The 20,738-nt window shown below is 40.2% G+C and carries 17 protein-coding genes and 3 pseudogenes; 3 read left to right on the plus strand and 17 right to left on the minus strand.

Going from position 1 to position 20,738, the window contains the following annotated elements:
* Nucleotides 1-11 precede the first annotated feature (11 nt).
* The gene (locus M1D90_RS18255; protein ID WP_456282948.1) at nt 12-1,469 is read right to left on the minus strand and encodes an aldehyde dehydrogenase family protein; all 1,458 of its coding nucleotides are present in this window, start codon (nt 1,467-1,469) and stop codon (nt 12-14) included.
* 223 nt (nt 1,470-1,692) lie between these two features.
* Complete coding sequence (locus M1D90_RS18260; protein WP_020450498.1) at nt 1,693-2,463, minus strand: hypothetical protein; 771 nt, start codon at nt 2,461-2,463, stop codon at nt 1,693-1,695.
* Between the two features lie 305 nt (nt 2,464-2,768).
* On the opposite strand from M1D90_RS18260, the gene M1D90_RS18265 reads away from it, so the two are divergent.
* Complete coding sequence (locus M1D90_RS18265) at nt 2,769-3,107, plus strand: ArsR/SmtB family transcription factor (RefSeq protein WP_227005646.1); 339 nt, start codon at nt 2,769-2,771, stop codon at nt 3,105-3,107.
* Nucleotides 3,094-3,312, plus strand: coding sequence for a hypothetical protein (locus M1D90_RS18270; protein WP_020450496.1), 219 nt, complete (start codon nt 3,094-3,096; stop codon nt 3,310-3,312). Before M1D90_RS18265 ends, M1D90_RS18270 begins: the two co-directional genes overlap by 14 nt.
* A gap of 446 nt (nt 3,313-3,758) precedes the next feature.
* On the opposite strand, the gene M1D90_RS18275 is transcribed toward M1D90_RS18270, so the two are convergent.
* From M1D90_RS18275 to pdxR, 5 genes are all read right to left on the minus strand, one after another.
* Nucleotides 3,759-4,073: a DUF2178 domain-containing protein gene (locus M1D90_RS18275; protein WP_023855788.1), complete on the minus strand. Its 315-nt coding sequence runs from the start codon at nt 4,071-4,073 to the stop codon at nt 3,759-3,761.
* Nucleotides 4,066-4,275: a helix-turn-helix transcriptional regulator gene (locus tag M1D90_RS18280; protein WP_020450493.1), complete on the minus strand. Its 210-nt coding sequence runs from the start codon at nt 4,273-4,275 to the stop codon at nt 4,066-4,068. Before M1D90_RS18280 ends, M1D90_RS18275 begins: the two co-directional genes overlap by 8 nt.
* A 144-nt stretch (nt 4,276-4,419) precedes the next feature.
* Nucleotides 4,420-5,139, minus strand: a complete 720-nt coding sequence (locus M1D90_RS18285; RefSeq protein ID WP_003179658.1) for a YebC/PmpR family DNA-binding transcriptional regulator — start codon at nt 5,137-5,139, stop codon at nt 4,420-4,422.
* A 119-nt stretch (nt 5,140-5,258) separates the two neighbouring features.
* Nucleotides 5,259-6,176, minus strand: coding sequence for a DMT family transporter (locus tag M1D90_RS18290; RefSeq protein ID WP_145625443.1), 918 nt, complete (start codon nt 6,174-6,176; stop codon nt 5,259-5,261).
* Between the two features lie 101 nt (nt 6,177-6,277).
* Nucleotides 6,278-7,699: a MocR-like pyridoxine biosynthesis transcription factor PdxR gene (gene pdxR / locus M1D90_RS18295; protein WP_145625445.1), complete on the minus strand. Its 1,422-nt coding sequence runs from the start codon at nt 7,697-7,699 to the stop codon at nt 6,278-6,280.
* Between the two features lie 136 nt (nt 7,700-7,835).
* Here pdxR and M1D90_RS18300 point away from each other — a divergent pair, with 136 nt between their 5' ends.
* On the plus strand, nt 7,836-8,723 hold the full coding sequence (locus M1D90_RS18300) for a DMT family transporter (protein ID WP_456283519.1): 888 nt from the start codon (nt 7,836-7,838) through the stop codon (nt 8,721-8,723).
* Between the two features lie 199 nt (nt 8,724-8,922).
* On the opposite strand, the gene M1D90_RS18305 is transcribed toward M1D90_RS18300, so the two are convergent.
* The 10 genes and pseudogenes from M1D90_RS18305 to drmB all read right to left on the minus strand — a co-directional run bounded on the left by M1D90_RS18305 (nt 8,923) and on the right by drmB (nt 20,690).
* The gene (locus tag M1D90_RS18305; protein ID WP_456282949.1) at nt 8,923-9,843 is read right to left on the minus strand and encodes a DUF5655 domain-containing protein; all 921 of its coding nucleotides are present in this window, start codon (nt 9,841-9,843) and stop codon (nt 8,923-8,925) included.
* Nucleotides 9,844-9,863: 20 nt separating this feature from the next.
* On the minus strand, nt 9,864-12,737 hold the full coding sequence (locus tag M1D90_RS18310) for an AAA domain-containing protein (RefSeq protein WP_456282950.1): 2,874 nt from the start codon (nt 12,735-12,737) through the stop codon (nt 9,864-9,866).
* Between the two features lie 178 nt (nt 12,738-12,915).
* Nucleotides 12,916-13,674, minus strand: coding sequence for a class I SAM-dependent methyltransferase (locus tag M1D90_RS18315; protein ID WP_026578916.1), 759 nt, complete (start codon nt 13,672-13,674; stop codon nt 12,916-12,918).
* Nucleotides 13,675-13,834: 160 nt separating this feature from the next.
* A complete protein-coding gene (locus M1D90_RS18320; RefSeq protein WP_011197633.1) occupies nt 13,835-13,957 on the minus strand; it encodes a PhrK family phosphatase-inhibitory pheromone in 123 nt (40 codons plus the stop codon).
* Nucleotides 13,954-15,066, minus strand: a complete 1,113-nt coding sequence (locus M1D90_RS18325) for a Rap family tetratricopeptide repeat protein (protein WP_456282951.1) — start codon at nt 15,064-15,066, stop codon at nt 13,954-13,956. The genes M1D90_RS18320 and M1D90_RS18325 overlap by 4 nt, the downstream gene beginning before the upstream one ends.
* Nucleotides 15,067-15,330: 264 nt before the next feature.
* Nucleotides 15,331-16,179: pseudogene (locus M1D90_RS18330) on the minus strand (PRD domain-containing protein).
* A 29-nt stretch (nt 16,180-16,208) separates the two neighbouring features.
* Nucleotides 16,209-16,523 (minus strand): annotated as a pseudogene (locus M1D90_RS18335) (family 1 glycosylhydrolase); the annotation flags it as partial.
* Nucleotides 16,524-16,928: 405 nt separating this feature from the next.
* Nucleotides 16,929-18,266 (minus strand): DNA cytosine methyltransferase, encoded by a 1,338-nt coding sequence (locus M1D90_RS18340; protein ID WP_095292937.1) that lies wholly within the window; start codon nt 18,264-18,266, stop codon nt 16,929-16,931.
* Nucleotides 18,267-18,278: 12 nt separating this feature from the next.
* Nucleotides 18,279-19,001, minus strand: a pseudogene (drmC, locus tag M1D90_RS18345) (DISARM anti-phage system protein DrmC).
* On the minus strand, nt 19,002-20,690 hold the full coding sequence (gene drmB, locus M1D90_RS18350; protein WP_456283521.1) for a DISARM anti-phage system protein DrmB: 1,689 nt from the start codon (nt 20,688-20,690) through the stop codon (nt 19,002-19,004).
* Nucleotides 20,691-20,738: the final 48 nt, after the last annotated feature.

Consider the following 20,738-nt stretch of genomic DNA (forward strand, 5'->3'; position numbering starts at 1 on the left):
AAATCCTCCTTTTAATATGGAAAAATCCTTTTCTGGTGCTGGACGGAAATCCATTTTAACGTTGTAAATTCGTCAAGGCTCCACTCACCGTTCAGCCTGCCGATTCCAGATTGCTTTTCACCGCCGAAAGCGACATGTGGCTCGTCGTTGATCGTTGTGTCATTGACATGGATCATGCCCGTCTCGATTTGCTTCGCGATGGCAACGCCGCGCTCCACATTTCCCGTGTGTACGGCTCCGCTCAGTCCGAACGAAGTGTCATTCGCGATCTCAACCGCTTCTGCTTCGGTCTCAAACGGCATGACGCACACAACCGGGCCGAACAGCTCTTCCTTGGCGACAGACATGTCAGACGTGACATCCGCAAGAATCGTCGGCTCGACGAGATTGCCTTTAATATCGCCTTTCAGAAGCGGTGTGGCGCCTTCTTCGATGCCTTTCTCAATCGATTTTCTTAAATGTTCAGCTTGGCGTTCATTAATGACAGGGCCGATCACAGTTTCAGGATCCAGCGGATCACCCGTTTTAAACCCGGAGATTTTTTGGCTGAACAGCTTTAAAAATTCCGGATACACTTCTTTTTGAACGAGAATCCGGTTGGCCGACATGCAGATTTGCCCCTGATGTGTGAAGCGGCTGAAAGCCGCGGCATTGACAGCGTATTCCAAATCGGCATCCTCAAGAACGATCAATGCGCTGTTTCCGCCGAGTTCAAGCAACGGTTTTTTAAAATGTTTGATCGCCAGCTGCCCGATATAGCTGCCGACCTTCGTTGATCCGGTAAACGAGATGATTCTCGGAATCGGGTGCTCAACGAAGCTGTCGCCGATTTCCCCGATATCCGTGACGACAACATTCAGAAGTCCCTCCGGAAGACCGGCTTCTTCAAAAATCTTTGCAATCAGCGTGCCGCCGCAAATTAGTGTTTCTTCATGCGGCTTTAAGACAACGCCGTTCCCTGCGCCAAGCGCAGGTGCAACCGATTTTACAGATAAAAAGAACGGAAAGTTGAACGGACTGATGACACCGACCACTCCCGCCGGAATGCGGTATATCCGATTTTCTTTCCCATCAACCGGTGAAGGGAGAATTTTACCTTCCATTTTGAGCGGGAAACCTGCCGCTTCTTTGATCATATTGACGACAAGATCGATTTCAAAAGCCGCTTTCAGCCGTGTTCCGCCAAGTTCCTCCATAATGAGGTACACGATCGCTTCTTTATTGTCTTCAATATAAGCCGCGGCTTTTTCTAAAATCGCTCTTTTTTCATAAGGATTGACGTTATCCCATTTCTTTTTCGCCTCAAGCGCAGCTTTGTACGCCGCATCGACATCCTCCCGCGTCGCTTTCCGAAAAGAGGTAATCGTTTTATGGGTAAAAGGATTCAGATCGGCCAAGACGCTTTCACTTTGGCCGTCTCTCCATTCCCCTCCTATGTATTGACGGTTGAGGTCAGTTATTTGAATCATTCAGTCCATCTCCTATCAATCAGTTTTGGGAAAAGTTAGACTACATCTTATGTATCGGCAGTCTTTCAAGAAAATTCAATCTCATGAGTCTTTTGGATATAAAAAAAGATTTTACCGATAAATCGGTAAAATCCGGAATCGATCATCAAACTCTGTTTTCATAAATCTGAAACAGTCTGACATTTGTCTTTTCATCTTTTTTCAGCTGATGTTTAAGGCATGATCACTCAGTAAATTTGTAATTTTGATATACAACAGCAAATTTCTTTTTCTTATTTAGCTTATGTAACTTGATTGTACTGTATATTTCTGATGTAAAAGATGCATATATACCTGAAATACCTAGTTTCCATTTATACGAACCTCTTGCATTCATATCATACCCTACCTTTTCAGCTTTACCGTCAGGAACCGATGTAGAAGAACTTGTGATAATCATTAAAGGATCTATTCCAGATGTTCCACTATCGGATGCATACCTCATTTTCAATCCAAAATTCCCCACTGTATAGTGGTTTCGTAGCACTAAAGATCCTAATGTGATGCCAAGGGATTTCACACTAACCCTACATGTAAATCTTCTAGCACCATATTTTTTTTCGAGTACATTTCCTTTTGAAAAATCATATCCAGAAGTCTTTACTAATTCATCTTCAGTTGACTCTATAACATCGGAAGACTCTAATTCAATAGTCGTCCCCATGCCTAAATCTATTTCTTTATTTTCACCTAATTGAACATCAACTTCACTTAAAGTATTTTGTACTCGCTCTCCTACTTCTTCAAGATATTCAGTCTTCTCCTCATCAGTTGAATCCTCCAAAGCTTGGATAAACTTTTGTTTTTTAACTTGTTTTGATAAATCATCACTTTTATCAATTTCAAAAATTTTTTCTTCCAAACTTAAACCTTGCGTTTTTTCCTTTGCAATTGCAGTCCCATAGGCAGTAGGGAACACTAGCAAAAAGGATACTAATAATAAGAATCTCTTCATTTAAATCACCCTCCGAATAAAGTAATTTTTTTAGGTGTATTTAACTGGAAGTCTATTCAACTATTGTTAATATTATCATGTATAATACTTAGAGACAATAACAAATCGGAAAAAATATACTTTAATTGCATTTATATTAAAATATACTTTTAATTTTATCTTTCTTCTCTATAAAATTTATTTTTTGATTAAAATGTGTTTTAAGATAATGCTCCTTTTTATGATTCACATAATATAACAAATGAATCATTTTTTTGAAAAACACCTTTTTTTTTAGATGCACATGTGTTAAATTATTGTTACATATGAATAAAATAAATGAACCAAACCAATTAATCTTAATTGCAAAGGCACTTGGAAACCCAATTCGCTTACAAATTCTAACCATCTTATCAAAAGGAGGTTGCTATGTTAGTGAGCTTGCACGCAAGTTAGAAATCAATAGGACATTACTTTATTTGCATCTAACCAAGCTCGAGGAGACAGGAATTATATTTAGTGAAATGAAAGTTTCATTAGATGGTAAAGCTCTTAAGTACTATTATCTAAAAGAATTTTCCTTTACGATTGATAATGATTTAATCGAGAATTTTGGGAAACAACAATCTACAGAATGTAAGGAGACTAAAGATGGGGACAGTTGATATTATCACAATTTTAATACCAGTATACTATTTTGTAATGGCAGCACTTGTCATTGCGGGTATCGTTGCCTTAACAAAGGTTGTCAAAAGATATTTAAGGAACGGCAAATTGGCCGAAGAGAAATTGAGACTTGAAAACGAGGAAATAAAGGATATCAAGCAGCGGCTTGAGAAAATTGAAGCCATACTAAAAGACGTAGAATAAAAATTTTCCCAATTCAGTCATCTGTATGATGGGGATTTGTTTGCAATAATCTTCCCCTCAAGATGATATCCAGCTGAATGACTTGATTGGGTGACGGGCTTAATGGTTCGTTTTAATGTACCACTTTAGTGGCAAGCTCAAAGGTCTTTTCTTATTTTTGCTTCCTTTTCTTGACCTTTTCATCTACAAAGGATTCCATATATCCCTTAAATCCCCACGCGACGATATTATCTTCGATCTGATTTCGTATATATGTTTCTATTACTTTTTGTTTCTTCCTACTTTATCTACGTAATATCCAGCACACCGAAAATACCGACTCGTATCTGTATTTCAGATTTGCGTGTCGATCGGAACCCTAGGCCTTGCCTCGGGTTTTCTTTTCCACAAAAAAAGATTTTACCGATAAATCGGTAAAATCCGGATACAAGGGGAACAGCACCATCTTAGTTTTTCTGCGCAAGGTAAACGGTTGTGATCAGCATTGATAAACATTGCAGGATATATAAACCTGTTATTAAGAAAAATGAAAAGGAAATCCCTTGGAAAATAATTGCCAATGTCCAGGCCATTAAAATAGCCGCCATTGTAATGTTCCAGGAGAGCGCCTTAGCCTGATAATTAATTTTCTGCTGGCGTTCATCGAACAGCCTCTCTTTTTTTCCAATCCGTTTGTTCACACTGTATATAATTACGATCCCGAGCACGCCTATTCCTAAACCTGCTAAAGCGATCAGTGTGTTTGTCATCGTTTCAGTCAATATTTTCATCCCCCTCAAAAATAAATAAATCTTCAATCAGACATTCAAAAATTTGAGCCAGTTTATGCGCCAGAACGAGTGAAGGTTTATACTTCCCCTTTTCAAGGGAAATCACCGTTTGCCTTGACACATCGAGCCTTTTAGCCAGTTCTTCTTGTGTCATGTTCAGCGAAGTGCGCTTTTCCTTTATTAACGTTTTCATCTTTCCTCCATCGGAATGTAAAGTTTACTATACGTAAAGTATACTTAACAAAAAATCAGGTGTCAAGTTAACTTTACAAATAAAAAAAGATAGACAATACAGACTTTCGCCTGTTCATCTATCTTTTTACTTCACGATTTCTTTTTACGCCCCTAAATCGACATTATGGTAAACTTGCTGAACGTCTTCCAAATCTTCCAGCGCGTCAATCAGTTTTTCAAACTGCGCGCGCGCATCTTCAGGAAGGGCGACGTCATTTTGCGCGAGCATGGTCAGCTCGGCCACCGTGAACTCTGTGATGCCGGCGTTTTGCAGCGCCTCCTGTACGGCGTGGAACTGATCGGGCTCGGCATAGACGATCACCGCATCGTCTTCTTCTAAAATATCACGGACATCAATATCCGCTTCCATCAATAATTCGAGCGTCTCATCAGCCGTTTTGCCTTCAAAGCCGATGACGGCCGTCGGATCAAACATGTAAGCGACAGATCCGCTCACACCCATGTTTCCGCCGTTTTTGCCAAATGTGGAGCGCACATCGGCAGCCGTGCGGTTGACGTTGTTTGTCAACGCGTCAACGATCACCATCGCTCCGTTCGGCCCGAAGCCTTCATAGCGCAGTTCGTCATAATTTTCTTCAGAACCGCCCTTCGCTTTTTCAATCGCCCGCTCAATAATCGCTTTCGGGACATTGTATGTTTTGGCGCGCTCTAGCACGAATTTCAGGTTCTGGTTCAGTTCGGGGTCGGGCTCTCCCTGCTTTGCCGCCACATAGATTTCGCGGCCGAACTTGGCGTAGATTCGGCTCGTATTCGCATCCTTGGACGCTTTCTTCTCTTTTATATTGTTCCATTTACGGCCCATGATGTAACCACTCTCTTTCAACATTGAATCTTTCATTCACAAAATCTATTATACCGCAGGGCCAGGCGATTTCATCAAATTGATGCATCGAATTTACGACATTTTTTTGGAAATCCGTCTTAAGATGCGAGTTTTCCGCTGTCTTTCTTCTGCTCTTTTTTCAAAACAGTAATGAAAATTCCTGCAATTACAAACACGATTCCGGTCAAATGAACCAGTGAGAATTGCTCCTTCAAAATGACGCCTGACAGCACAACGGCCGATACGGGGAGAACCGAAGTGAAAATCCCGGAAACGCTCGCCGGCACTTTCGTCACGCCATTGTACCATAAGTAAAAAGCAAGCACCGTAACAATCAGCGCGTAATAAAGGACATATGACCAATCAAGAAGTCCGGGACCGCTAAAATCAAACGAGACAGCCTCAATGACCGCAAACGGCAGAAAAAACAAAAAACCGAACAACGAAACAAACGCCGAAATCGCCAATGCGGAAATATGAGGCGACAATAATTTTGCCATTAGCGTAAACATCGCTTCACCGATCACTGCGGCCGCGATTAACAGATTTCCCATCAATGCATAAGGGCTCCCTGCTTCGCCGCCGGCCCCGAACAGGTTGATCGCCATCACGCCGATAACGGCAAGTACGATACCGGCAGCCATTCTTTTTTCTATTTTTTCTTTTAATAAAAAGAAAGCCAAAACACCGACAGCCATCGGCGTCGTGCTCGTAATAATGCCGCTCTCCATCCCCGTCGTCAGCTTAACCCCGTAAAGCATGCAGATGCTGAACAGAAAGACACCCGTAAAAGACTGCAGCAAAAGAACAAAGACATCTTTTTTCGATAGAGCGGGAATGCCTTTCTCAATCCAAAAAAGCAAGATCATTAAAACGGCAGCCGCGATAAAAAAACGAATGCCCGACGACAAAAACACCGGAATCGTCTTCACCATCAGCTTGCCGACAACAACCGAACTCCCGACGATCGCCATGGCGAGAGCTAAAGAAAAATAAACTGAAATTGGGTTCCGCATAAGGTTTCTCCTGTCATGATGTATTTAAAATCCTTTTTAAGTTTAACAAAAATAAGGTAAAATTTATTTCTTTTGGAATAAATATTTTCAACTCATGCACATCAACCAGACAGCATTTTAATCAGTCCGCTTAATTGCGTAATCCCTTTCTTCAGGTCTTCACAGGAAGCAAATGCATATGACAGCCTCATGTAATCGCCTCTTTCCTGCCCGTATATGACGCCGGAATTAAAGAGAATTCCTTTTGAAAGTGCTTTGGCATAAAGAGTTTTCATGGATACCGGCGGCAATATCTTCAGCCAAATAAAGAAGCCGCCTGCTGGAACGCTCCATTCCGCGAGTCCTTCCAACTCTGTTTTTAACACATGCAACACAAAGTTTCTTCTTATTTTTAGCTGTTCTCTGACGTTTTCCAAATGTTTCTGATAAAGCCCAGATGTCAGCCATTCGGCTGCGACTCTCTGAGACAGTGAACTCGAGCCGTAGTCCGTCTGCATTTTAATATCTGATAAACGTTCAATGACCGGCTCCGGGCCGACGATCCAGCCGATTCTTAATCCCGGGCTCAACGTTTTCGAAAAACTGCCAATGTATAAGACGCGGCCGTTTTTGTCCATCGCTTTCATTGGAGCAGGCGGCGGTGCATCAATCCATAATTCGCGGTATATATCATCTTCAATGATAGGCAGGTGCTGTTGTTCGCTGAAAGCCAGAATCTCTTCCCTCCGCTTTTTGGACATTAACACTCCGGTCGGATTTTGAAAACAAGGGTTGGTGTACAAAATGGCTCTCGTCCGCATGTTTGGCGTCATCTTGATGCTTTCTGGCATGAGGCCTTCTTCATCCATTTGCAATCCGGCCATCCTCATTCCCGCAGATTGAAAGACATGCAGCGAATAAAGGTAAGACGGCTGATCAAGAAAAACGGTTGATCCGCTTTGCAAAAGCCCCATTGCGATTAACTGCAATGCTTGCAGCGCGCCGGAAACAATTAAGATGGAAGACGGGGAAGCGTGGATGCCGACCGTTTGTAAATAGCTGCTCAACGCCTCTCTTAAAGGAAGATAGCCTTTTGGCTCCTCATACCCAAAGGCATCCATGTTATGAGCAACCTTCTCCATCATCTCTTTCATAATGTCCAGCGGAAACAATTCATTTGAAAGTTCGCCTTTGCTGAGCTGTATCAATGTTGAATTCGATTCAGATTGATTAATCTCCTGAACCGTTTTCCGGCTGGGCTGCTGGAATCCGGCTGCCACGTATTTATCCCAATCAGGGGTCGAATGTTTGGCCAACAATGTCCATGTATTGTTTATAACGATCGTGCCTTTCCCCATTCTGCCTTCTATTAATCCATCGGCTATTAATTCTTCCAAAGCTGTAATCACCGTGCTTCTGTTCACAGCGAAATGTTTGGCCAATGAACGCTGACTCGGAATTTTGGTGCCGATCGGCCATTCTCCATTTGCAATCTTCTCTTTTATAAATTGAATGATTTGTTTGTATTTTGGCGCGTGGGGCATAAATGGATCTCCTTTTATCGATAAGTGGTTGGGTTTATATTCTCAAAACTGGTTGAAGCCATTTTACCAAACGTCCATTAAGATGGATACACACAATTAAACCGGTTGGTTTTTTTAAAAAGGAGATTGAAAAATGATGAAGAAACAGAGGATGTACATCATGTTGTCATACTGCCTGATGATCGGCTTTTGGGCTTCGGCTTTTCCGGGGATTCGAGTCGGGCTGGAGGATTATAAGCCTCAGCACCTCACATTGCTTCGGCTGCTGTCAGGTTCTTCGGCTCTAATATTGCTGGCTGCTGCCGTCCGGATGCGCCTGCCGGAAGCAAAGGACATCCCCATCATTTTGCTGCTCGGTTTTTTAGGATTTTCCGCTTACCACACATTGCTCAATCAAGGCGAGGAAACGGTCAGCGCCGGAATGGCAAGCCTCCTGGTCACGACAACGCCTATTTTTTCAGCATTGTTAGCGAGGCTGTTTTTCGCAGAACGATTTGGTGCAGCGAAATGGCTCGGATCAGGGATCAGCTTTTTAGGCGTCATGCTTATATCACTCGGCGTCGGAAACTTTGAAAACACGGCGGCTGGGATGTTGTTCATTTTACTGGCCGCGATATGTGAAAGCATCTATTTCGTTTTTCAAGAGCGCTACATTCAAAAATACGGTTTTATCCCTTTTGTTTCATACGCGATTTGGGGAGGAACCATCCCCATGCTGTTCTTTTTGCCCGGGCTATTCGAAGAGCTTTCTCATGCTTCCATTCAATCTACTGCAAGTGTTGTTTATTTAGGATTGCTCCCTACAGTTGTCCCATATTTTGCGCTTGCTTATATCACCTCGTACAGAGGATCTTCAGAGGCCGCGATTTCGCTTTATTTAACGCCAGCCGCAACACTTTTCATATCATGGGTATGGATAGGCGAAATTCCCGCTTTCCTATCACTTGCCGGGGGAATCATAACGATAGGCGGTGTACTGTTTACATACAGAGGAACGAAAAATAGCATTTACAAACTCGAATAATTTAATTCTGCTTATCTCCAAGAAAACTAGAAAGGATGTCCAGACCCGGGGGCATCCTTTTTCAATGGAATGGGCGCCGCTTGCGAAAACGAAAATTTCCCAATGGATGCTGCAATCTCGTTTCATTTTTTAATCGATCAGTTGTCAGGCAAAGAATGGTTTCACATTAGAAAAAAGCCTTTTTATATGGAAAAGGCTCTTAAACTTTATTTTTCTCATAAACTTGTTTAACCAAATCAACGATATATTCGATATGTTTTTCATCATCGATTTGAATTTCATAATCACCGTTCCCCCAGTGGCCGGTGTTTGCGACATCCCTAAATAAATCCATGGGATCATCTAACTCGCCTCTTTTGGCATTTATCCAAATTTTTAAGCCCTTTTTTAAGAGAAGAACGTCTACCATGTTACGCTTATGAACAGTAAATGCGATATACAGCTTTGTTGCTTTGACAGATATGTTGTCACCCACATTTAAAATCTCTTCTTTTAACTGCTGGTATAGATCAATCACCTCACCAGGCTTACGGACTAGATGATCTTCTTCTGTGAAAACTTTGATTTCCCTGCTCACTTGTTCAATTGCTTCACTTTGATTCGAAATTGTGTTTATCGACTCTGATGCCCCATTTGGTCTGATAGGATTCATTTGTAGCAGGTCATTTTCATACCTTTTGATTTCCCACAATTCCATCGGCAAATCTCTAAAATTAATGGATTCCTTTTGGTGTGTAGTAAACTCAGGCGAAATAAAGATGACCCTTGATTGCGACCAATCGACACTGTTCCTTTTTAAAAGTTTTTCTTGATTTTCATTATATTCAAGAATAAAGTCAGCTTTATTATTAAGCATGATGGACAGATAAGCATAGCCTTGATCTATTACGCTGGAATGTTTCTTGTTTTTATATTCAATAATAACAAACGATTGTGTCTGGTCATCAAATGCTAGCGTATCAATCCGAAATCCGGCGACTCGAAACTCAGAGGCAATGAACTTGAGGCCTAATAATTGCTTTAAATTTTTTTCACATAGGTGCTGTATGTCTTTTTCTTTCTCAAACGGTATTTCCCGGATTTCTTTCATATCTTGATGGTGTAATTGAAAGAGATTCATGGCTGCGCTCCTTACCTTCATTAAGAATGAACAACGTCATTTTCTAAAAGCATCCTCTTCAACAATCCGCTCGGTTTATTCGCGCTGTCTGATAAACAATTCATATCACCCATGACAAGGAGGCTGTCCTTTGCCCTTGAAACTGCGACGTTTAGAAGGCTTTTATTGGCGTCTATGAAAAAGCAGCCGTCATTTTTCCCGTACACCGTCGACATGATGATGACCTTTCTTTCGCCGCCTTGAAAGGTATGGACCGTTCCTACGTCGATAAACGGTTTAACATCGGGTGATAGCGCACGCTTGATGATGCCGACTTGCATTTTAAAAGGGGTGATAATGCCAATGAGACTTTTTGGATCATCTTCATGATATGCATTTCGGATGTTGTAGAAATGCTCATTGATCCATGTGGCGATGGCCCTTGCCTCTATTTCATTATATCGGCTGCCCGCTTTTTTGCTTGACTGGTATGAGTCAACCTGCATATGACCAAGAGGTGGAATCGATAATTGAACAAGCGGATTTTTCTTATCCTCTGCCGCTTTACCTCTCATTGGCTCAAGTTTTCCTCTATACACCAGATTGTTGCAGTATTCAATAATTTCATCATAACAGCGCCTATGTTCGCTCAAAAACAAACCGCGTTGCTGATGTTTTTCGTATTTACAGCTTTTGCACGCTACCCTCATCACACTAGATTCTGACGTATTCAAGCCGAGTTCGCGAAGCTTCTCAAACTGTTCGATCGAAGTAATAACATCATTTGAAAGAGCTAATGAAATATCCAATGTTTCGTTGATATTCCACACCGGTTCAATCTGATAAACATCTCCGACAACAACTGCCCGTTTCGCAAGCGAAAATGAACATGCCGCAATCTCAGGAGTCACCTGTCCTGCTTCATCTACGATTAGTAAATCAATATAATTGTAGAGAAAATGCTCCTTCCCATTGTTATAGGCCAGCAGCATTCGCGGAAGCTGATAAAAAGTCATCACAAAACAAGGGGTCAACATACTTAAATTTGTATAAAACTGATTTAACACATTATCGAAATTTGTGCCTCTTTGTTTTTCCGACAGTCTTTTCTCTAAAAGCCATCTGCACTCATAGTAATGAACTGCTAGCCAAAAAGAGGCGTATTTTATGGTTGTATCTAAAAATTCATTCGCCTTATCAAAAGAAGAAAATGAACCAGGATATTTCTCAAGAATGTTCAGTGATATAAGTTCCACCATTAATTGTTTATATTTTGTGTTCAATTTGCTGACTTGTTGGTATGTCGCATCGACCTGCTTTATTTTTTCTCTCGTCTCTTTTGCTTTTTCGCTATACAGAGAGAGAATTTTATCGAGATTCATTGACTCATCAATAAATTCTTCATCCGGCTGAATAAAATATCTGACACGACTGACTAATTTGCTCTTGAAGAACGGCAGAAACTTGAATAAGCGAACAAAGAACGGCAAGTTTGAAAAGTGCGTCTGCCACTCTTTTATTCTTTGTTGTATCGATTGAAACGTGCTTTCCCACTCGGTTTTTTCCTCGGTCAATTGCGTCATGTATGTATCTAAAGAAACGCCTTTGGGAGCTATTTGATCATATTCGGAGAATAAGGATAAAACTTTTTGTCTGATTTCTTCAAGCGCTGTTAACCGATTTGAAATCGTTTGCTCACATTGCTTAATATCAGTATGGTTTGTTTCAAAATATCGACTGCATTCTTTGAGCATCTTTTCGGTTGATCGCTCAATGTTCTCGTTGCTTTCAACTTCGTCAAAAAAGTTTTCTCCCCGAGGGTTCGTATATTGAAATCCTTTTTCTTGCGCCTCTTTCTCCTTGCTGCCGGACGGAAAATAAACAGCAAAGCTGTCGACTCCTTCGATCCATCGCTGCTCTAAATGATTGTTTTCCCATTTTGGTTTAATCTTTCCGAATGATTCAATAATATTGGTTACTGCCTGATTGTTTGTTGATGAAGCGACAATGACAGGAGGATCTTCCTTTTTTAATGCTCGTTCGACATAAAGATTGGCAACGAGCGACTGCAATAACGTCGTTTTCCCCGTACCCGGCGGACCGTTGACTGCAAGAATTTCTCCATCTTCCATATTGTTGAAATGGTTCAGGCACTCCCTTTGCGATGGCGACAAAGGATATTCCCCGCCCATTTGTCCGACATGCTTCTGCATTTCTGACATCCGGTTTGGAATAAGCGGCGATAAAGAAGTGAATTTTTGGTTGATAAAATTTTGATAAAGCTGCAGATGATTCGGCTGGCTGGATAAAAGGTGATCATATAACTTTAATATATTTCTGGTTGCATTGATGGAATCATCCTTAAAGATATAAACATTTTTCTCTAATTCTATTTCTTTAACTGTATTTGAAGTTATTTCGGTTTCTGTAACTGACTCATACATATCTTTTGCAAACTCAAAATAGCTTTTCCAAGTGAGGTTGCTTTCCAACCTCTGATAATTGTTGCTCATATATTCATCAAAGTCATTGACATAGCCGATCGCAAGCTCTTCGTCAATGATTGGATGAAGATGCTCTCTCGGAATCCATGGATATTTGTCTTCTGAAGGCAACAACATACCATTGGCAGTCAAAACTGCCGGGATATAAAGAATTCCGGTCATATCTTCAATATTTGTCTCAACCCTTTGCTGCACGTCGAATTTCGTCTTGATCGTCTTTGCCACAACGATAACATCGAGTTTACCGGAGACATTTTTGTGGTCTGAAAGAACCGCGTAGTACTTACTGTCTATCTTTCCTTGTATAAGGCTATTCAAATCTGAAATCATAAAACGACTGTTTTTAAAGTTGATTTTTAGTTTCGCAGCGACACTATCGCGAAAATACTTGGTTACAGTTTGGGATGCCATCGCTTTTCCTCCTGATGTATGAAAAAAACATAATACTGGTAATAACATTAAGTAGTAACAATTATATCCTAAATGAATATATGGATAAATAACTGGCTTTACAAAAATATAGGAAAATAAAAAAGGATGTCACCATATAATATGAGACACCCTTCATAGGCAAATCTTTGATCAAACTCTAAATCGCTTCCGCTAAAATCATAAACCGGTACTGTGTGACATCAAAATAACCCTTTTCTTCAATCATTTTATGAATCGCGTACAATTCATCCATGTATTGATCCACTTCAAAACCGGGCGCCTGCCAGGGAATGGCTTTTAAGTAATAGACCAGAGCTCCAATATCATAAAACCTTTGAGTCGGACACTCTTCCCTGCTTTTTAAAACCTTAAAATCATGTTTTTCTATTTCTTTTAACGCTTTTTCCAAGTTCCAGTCCTTAAATTCTTCATTTAGCGGTACACCAAGTTTTTCATTGATTTCTTCGCAATCATGCCCGCCGACTTGCTGAGTGAGAAACAGTCCTCCTTTTGAAAGGATTCTCCTCACCTCTTGTGCTGAATATGACTCGTGTTTATTGATGACCAGGTCAAATTGGCCGGATTCAAATGGAAGATCTTCATCATCATCAATTTGGACGACCTGAACCCCTAAAGGCGTCAATCGTTCCTTTGCAACTGGCACATTGGGCAAATAGCATTCAGTAGCGTATGCTGACGAAGGAAACGGCCCCAATTTCGATAAAAATTCTCCGCCGCCTGTCCCCATATCGAGCATGGATTTGGAATCTTGAATAAGAGACAGAGCCATGCTTCCGTATGACCATGAAAGCAGGTCGCTTTTCATTCTTCCCGTATCGTCAATGAAAGAAAAATCCCAGCCGCTGAAAGGCTTATCTGCGTGTTTTAAATATGAAAGAAATGTTTTGTCATTCATAGTATCCCCCTCCAATTTTAATGTTTAAATATGTTTTAAACGATTGGAGGGCCTCTCGCGAATTTGGAAGGTTTTTATATTTCATGCTCTTGCAGATTCACTGTAATCGCACCCCATTTCATGGCTTTAAAAAAGAAGCCTGTAAAAGGACTTCAGAAACTTAACCCCCAACCGGCAGCTCAGCTGTTTGAACGCCGCCTGACGCCTGATTGTGGCTTTGGGATAAAGCAGCTCCGCCTAAGACCATAGCAGTTAACGATAAGCAAAGAATCAATTTTTTCATGACAATACCTCACTCCCTAATGATCTCATTTTGTTTTCGGCTTTCATGAATATTTTAACAAATTCCAGCGCTTCCTTGAAATCTCCTTTTTTCTCAAAATAGCTTGAGATGAGCAATGAAAGGTCACAGACACCGTCTAAATCATTCATCTCGTCCAAGGAATCGATGTCGTCTTTGATGCTTTTAACGTTTTCATGGCAATAAAGCTCATACATAATATTTATTTTCTTTTCATAATGCTTATTCCCGTTTTTCTTTAATTCCTCCTGTCCTTTTTTATAATAGAACAGGGCCGCTTCTGTTTCGCCGATTTTGAAAAACTCTCTGATCAGCATGTAAAGCGAGTTGATATAATAGCTTGACTCGCACCATTCGGCGTTGCTCAACGCATGCTGGACGGCGAGAATGCATTCCTGAGACCGGCCGGAATTGGAATATAGAATGCTGATATTGTGGTGAAGCATCGCTTCTAAAAATGAATCGTCGATCTTTTTGGAAATTTCGATCGATTCTTCAAAGTACTTCTCCGCATCTTTAAAGCGCTGCATCTGCATGTAATTTGTCCCCATCACAACCTGGGAAATCGCCAGCTTTTTTTCGTACCCGTCATGCATTTTATAAATATTCATCGCGTCTCTCGCATAATTGAGAGAAACCGCATTTTGCCGGAGAGACATATACAGCCAAGACACTTTAAAATAAAACTCGGCCGCTTCGATCTGATCGGGCACCTTCGCCAGCTTTTTCTCGGCAACCTTGTACAGGCTGATCGCCCGCTCAACATTCTTGTTGTACGCTTCATGCATCGCCTCAAAAAAATAAAAATAGTAATCGATCATATGATCCGTCTGCTCGATGCACTCGATTTGCAAATCATTAAAGTAAGACTCCCGCGGCAGCCGCTCTCCTCTCGCATCATAAAGCATCATCCGATACCGCTCCTCAAGAAGCGAAAAATAAGCCAGCACATTCTGATCCTCTTCCATCCCGGAAAACATCGACTTCGCCTCTTCAAAAAGATGCTTTGCCTGCTCAATATCATGCTTTTTAATTGCCAAATGGAATTCGTTCAACACCCCCGCAACCACTTCTGAAGCGACCTTGCTCATGCCGAACCCCCCTCTTTCTCTTTAAGATTGTTCTCTATCTGTAAAATGATCTTATCACATGTGTAAATTTTTGTAATGACCTTTTGTCAATTAGTGAGAGATTTTTGTCAACAATTCAATATGAGACTTTTCTCGACTGAGAAAAAAGCCTTTTTTAACTGTTGGTATAGATCAATCAACTCATCTGGCCTATAAACAGAAATGCTCCTTCTTTTTCAAAAACAAGAAACCACTCGCCTTCCACAAAGGCAAGTGGTTCTTCATTTATTTTAATTGCTGATAAGAAATCAAGCGATGAATATGGACTCCCAAGTATGTTAGTTCATCGTTCGGAATGACGATTCCGTGTACCTGTTTGATATAATCTTTGATTTTGAAAGCTACATCCATTGCTTGCGGATATAAATTAGCAATTTGTTCAAACAATTCATTCTCCTGATCTGCCAGCAATTTATCAGCGTAAAATCTTTCAACAAAAAATTTAACGTGTGTGATAAATCGGCTGTAATGGATATTTTCTTGATCCCATTTCATATTTAATGTTTACCGGACAAGATTGACTATGCTCCCGATCATTTTTGCATACTTCATTCCATTTTTTGATTCTGTTTCTTCTCCTAATGCATTAATTAAGTGGAACGCAATATTTGCCGCTTCCTCTTTCGGTAATTGGATCCCCAGTTTTTCATTGATGAGCTGCAGCGCATAATTCCCTGCCTCAAACTCTTCTGTATAGTAGTTTTTAATTTCCCAGTAGACGCGATTCGTAATATTGATGTTCTTTTTATAACGCTCTACTGCAAAATTCAAGTGATCCATTAATGTAAAGTAAACGCCGGAATTTAGCTTTGTTTTTAATTTTTCTTCTGCATAATGAACAATTTGCTGTGTCAATTCAATAAATTCTTGCGGTATTGAATCCAACAGTTGGAGAAATTCTTTTGCCTTCATATTGTCCACTGGCATAAACACTTGATCAGCCTGTTTTTCTTCAATCATATGCCCAGGTTTTCGTCCGTAACCGATGCCTCTGCCGCATAAAACCATCTCCTGTCGGTTCTGATCTTCAGCCAGTACCACACTCGAGTTTAAAACCTTTTTTATTTTAAACATCGCCATCACCTTTTCATGAATGCGGTTTTTTAGTCTAATACTTCTCCATTTGACTCGATCACTTTCTTATACCAGTAGAATGAATCTTTACGTGAGCGCTTCAATGTCCCGTTGCCATCGTCATCTTGATCAACATGGATAAATCCATATCGTTTGGACATTTGAGATGTTCCCGCACTAATAATGTCAATGGATCCCCAGCTGGTATATCCGAAGAGATCTACACCTTCTTCAATGGCTTCTTTCATCTGACGGAAATGTTCTCTGAAATAGTTAATACGATAATCATCATGGATCGATCCATCGCTTTCAACAACATCTTTCGCACCCATGCCGTTAATCACCTGAAAACAATGCAAAATTTACCCCAACTTTAAAACAAGGAACTCATTTTTAGAGCTCCTTGTTTTGATTTCAATTACAAAAATTTCATACTAGAGATGAATTATTAAAACCACTAAAAGATAGACCAAGAATCAGTCACAATCCAAAAATATTCTTGTGTCCGTTCCTTACTTACATCTCATTTATAAGATCCTGTGGTCTGTCTCTCATTTTCTAAAATTCTGGTGGGGATTATTTTACTCTTACATAGTAAAAAACACTCGCCAAAAGGCTAAGTGTCTTCCAGTATCACTTCATCTTTTCAATAAGAAAACTATTTTAACAATTTTAAGTCACGTTACTGGGTCTATTCCAATTTCATGAGACATCTACTTTTGCAGGTACAAGAATTACTAGTCAGTCTTTTAATGGTGACCATTCATAACATCTTTCACTGCTCTCGCAATTATTCCAGACATGAGAGGCGGCACAGCATTTCCGACCTGTGTATACTGAGCGGTACGCGGACCTTCAAACTTATAGTTATCAGGGAAACCCTGTATCCGGGCAGCTTCTCTTACCGTTAGAGACCTGCACTGTTTAATGTCAGGGTGAATGTTATAATGACCATCTTTTGATATATGAGCAACTACAGTGTGTGGAATAATATCCCACCAATGCACCTTAAATCGGTCTAGAAATGCCTTCTCATTCTTATGTGTCTTCAATCTCTCGGGCAACTCATTGTACTTGATTTGTCTTCCTTGGGTGGCATGTTCTATAGCAATTTGATATATTTCTGCATCACGCTCTTTAATAGGTCTTGCAAAGTGATTAGTAAATCCAATACTGTCCTCTCTCATCATCAGTTCATAAGGCGACAAATGATCAACACCCTGTGTCGTATCATACTCGAAAAGTCGAAGATCATGACCTTGTTTTGGCTTCAAGACCGGTAGGTCTGAAATAACATCTCGGGTGGTTAAAGGACTATTCCAAGATAATTTATGTCTTTCAAAGTTAGGGTACTCATAATTTAATTTCTTTTGAAAGCCAAACAAGATAACCCTTTTTCTTCTTTGAGGTACACCAAAATCAGCAAAATCGATTACATTACTCCTGTCTTCTTGGCTTGTTCCCGATAACACTGTGTAACCAATTTGATCAAACGACTCTTTAATCTCTTGGTACACCTTCCCCTGCTTAGCAGTAAGTATCCCCGGAACATTTTCAAACACAAACGCTTTGGGTTTAAACTCATCGACAATTCTTTTATAATACTGGAATAGATAGTTTCTTGAGTCCTTATCTACACTCTCTTTCATCCTGCTTCGCCCAACTAAAGAGTAAGCTTGACATGGCGGTCCACCAATAATTAAATCTACACTTGTAGCACAGCTATACTGTAGCGAATTCTGAATAAGTTGTATCATCTGTGTTGAAGAAGTCGCTGTTGGGTCATTATGGGGATTGCCAAACTTCCGGTTTAGTACTTCCATCTCAAGCTTCTCCCTCAACTCAGGATAACGTTGAAAGACAAAAGCTCTCGATTGTTCAATATTGCGGTAATTGTCTGATATCCTTAAGTATTCATGATATAATTCTAAATCGTTCTGTGCTTTTAGAAAATGGTAGAACAAACGCGTTTTAATTGTTTCACAAGCCCAGTATTCTTTTTCAACATGCGACACAATTTTAAAGTCGTGCGTATGAAATCCCTCACTCAGCCCTCCTGCTCCAGAAAATAAATCAATTACAATCATTTTCAATCTCCCTTATGCAAACCATATAATTTTTTCGAAATAATTATTCTTAACCAATTCTAGTAGAACACTTTTTATTCCCAAAACTTTTTCTCCGTCAACCAATGTACCTATTTCTATATTATTTACTATCCCATTATAGGAAAGATTTGCGGATGAGACAAAGGCTTTTTCTTCGTCAACCATAATTACTTTTGCATGCAGAGATTAATATCCTTGAGAACCTTTATATACATACACATTAAAGTTACTCGGAAGATTTCTCCCTCTTATGTTTTCTATATAGCGATCAGTCTGGGGATTCCGGTCAAGAAAAATATCAACATTAACTCCAGCAAGTGCCTTTTCTAAAACCCTTTCCATAATTTCATCTACATACTCTGACACTGCATATCCTGTAACAAGAATAGTATTTTGTGCACCGTGAATCATTTCTCTAATGACAGCAATAGTTTTTCTAAGCCTAACGTCTACTTCACTTGGAACTGTTGCAACAAACTCTATGCTACTCTGTTGTTGCTGGTCACTGTAGAGCTTAAAAAGCAAGAGCAGTTCTGAAAACTGCTCTTCGGAAACACTCAAGCGTGATAAATCGACTGATCGTACTCCAAATTCTCTTTGTACAGTCCCTTTATCTAAGGACTCATATAATTCTTGTGCACTAACTTCCTCATACTTTTTTAGTACGCTTTGAATTTGGTGAAGTACCATATGCGAACGAGTCACATTCCTCATCTACAATAACCCCTTAAAGAATGGTGAGTACTTGCTGTCTATTGTTTTTACCAATAGTGACCGGTCTAATAATCGGTTTCCTGTTTCGCAAGAAGTTTCAGCAACCATTGAACAAGCAAAGCAGGCACAGCCGTTTAACTGGTTATCCTCACTCGGCTCTAAGCTCGCACAAGATGGGTCGTTAGAACAGAATACTGCCTCTTCAAGTGCATTTACAATTAGTGGTCGAAGTTTATCTATACCGCCCATTTCGACAAGACCACCTAAGGAACCTTCTTGATCAGTACTACCAGTGTACAAGAGAACACCAGCCATGTTCTTTCCACAATATATTCTTTCTTTAATTGCCACTGACGAGTACCCCGATTGCAACGATAACTGTTTAATCAATAGATGGGCAAATGTATGTAGCATAACGTACACAATATCTTTTTCATCACGTACTTCCCATCCTTTACTTTCTATCCAACTTGCGTACAAGGATGAAAACTTATCTGATCGCTTAGGAAGTTCGCTGTTTTCTTCGAGCCACTTGCTTATAGTCGTATGGTTAAATTCAATAAAGATCCCTTCTCCGTGAACTTCAATTGCTGGTAACCAGTTTTCATACCCATCTGACTCTAACCATTCAATCCTCTTCGGTTCATTGACATCCGGTTCAGGACTGTCATTCCTCATAAACCCTAGAAGGACAAGAATTTCCTTTAATTTATGAGCCTTTACAATTCTCTTGAAGTAAGGCTGAAAATCATCTGGAACTGTTTCAACTTCTGCCTCGAAGTCTCCTATCTTTATCTTCCTATCAAACGCAGTAAAAGCCCTATATTCAGCCTCCTTAATCTGGTTATACTCTATTTCTTCACCTGAATCAGCATTGTTAAGATAAGCAGTCCACTTTCTGATGAAATCCTCAGCATCTGAGAACTCACTATGACCGGTTAAACGATCACTGTAGAATTTATAATGCCAGTTTTCACCTATAAGGTCAGCATAAATATTGATAACTTCCTTAACTGAAGTAAAAAAATCATCAAGATTGTTATCCTTACTGGTGTTGTCAGGAATAACAATAGCACTTCTTAGAGCAGGAAAATATACATTTGATGCCCCGCGTTGTAATGGAATTACAGGCTCAGGCTGCTTACAATTCGACTTTTTATTCAGTTTATGAGGGTGATTCCCTGTACACTTGTAGCCTTCAAAAGAACTGTCTTGCATTGCTCCTCTAAGACTCTTCTTCTTTTTACATTCACACTCTACAAACAGAGAATCCAAACTAGATGTATTCCCTGTACTCCACAGACGCAGTTTTCCTTTACATTCCGTATCTTGCTTACCATGCGCCCACCATCTCCAAGGAAAATCATCTAAATGGTTCTCTTGACACGAGACCACGAAACGGGCAGGATACGATTTCCGTGAGCAATCAGGACACTTGGGACCACCTTTAAGATAGTCGCTCATTACAAAATTATCTCTAATATCAAAGAGACGTGAGCATTTAACATTGCTACACACGTGGTAGTTTGGAAACGGAATTGCTGGCAAATCCTTATATTTCGTAGACGGGATTTTCTTAAAATAATCCTTTTTCAGGAACTTCATCAAGTTTTTATCATATATCTTCTCATTACAATTAGTCCAGTACTTTATATCCAAAACCACAAGTGAGTCATTTACGGAATCCATAATTGCTCCTGGACCGTATGTTGTAATTAATTGTCCTGGTCGGACTTC

The sequence above is a fragment of the Bacillus sp. JZ34 genome (assembly GCF_053903205.1).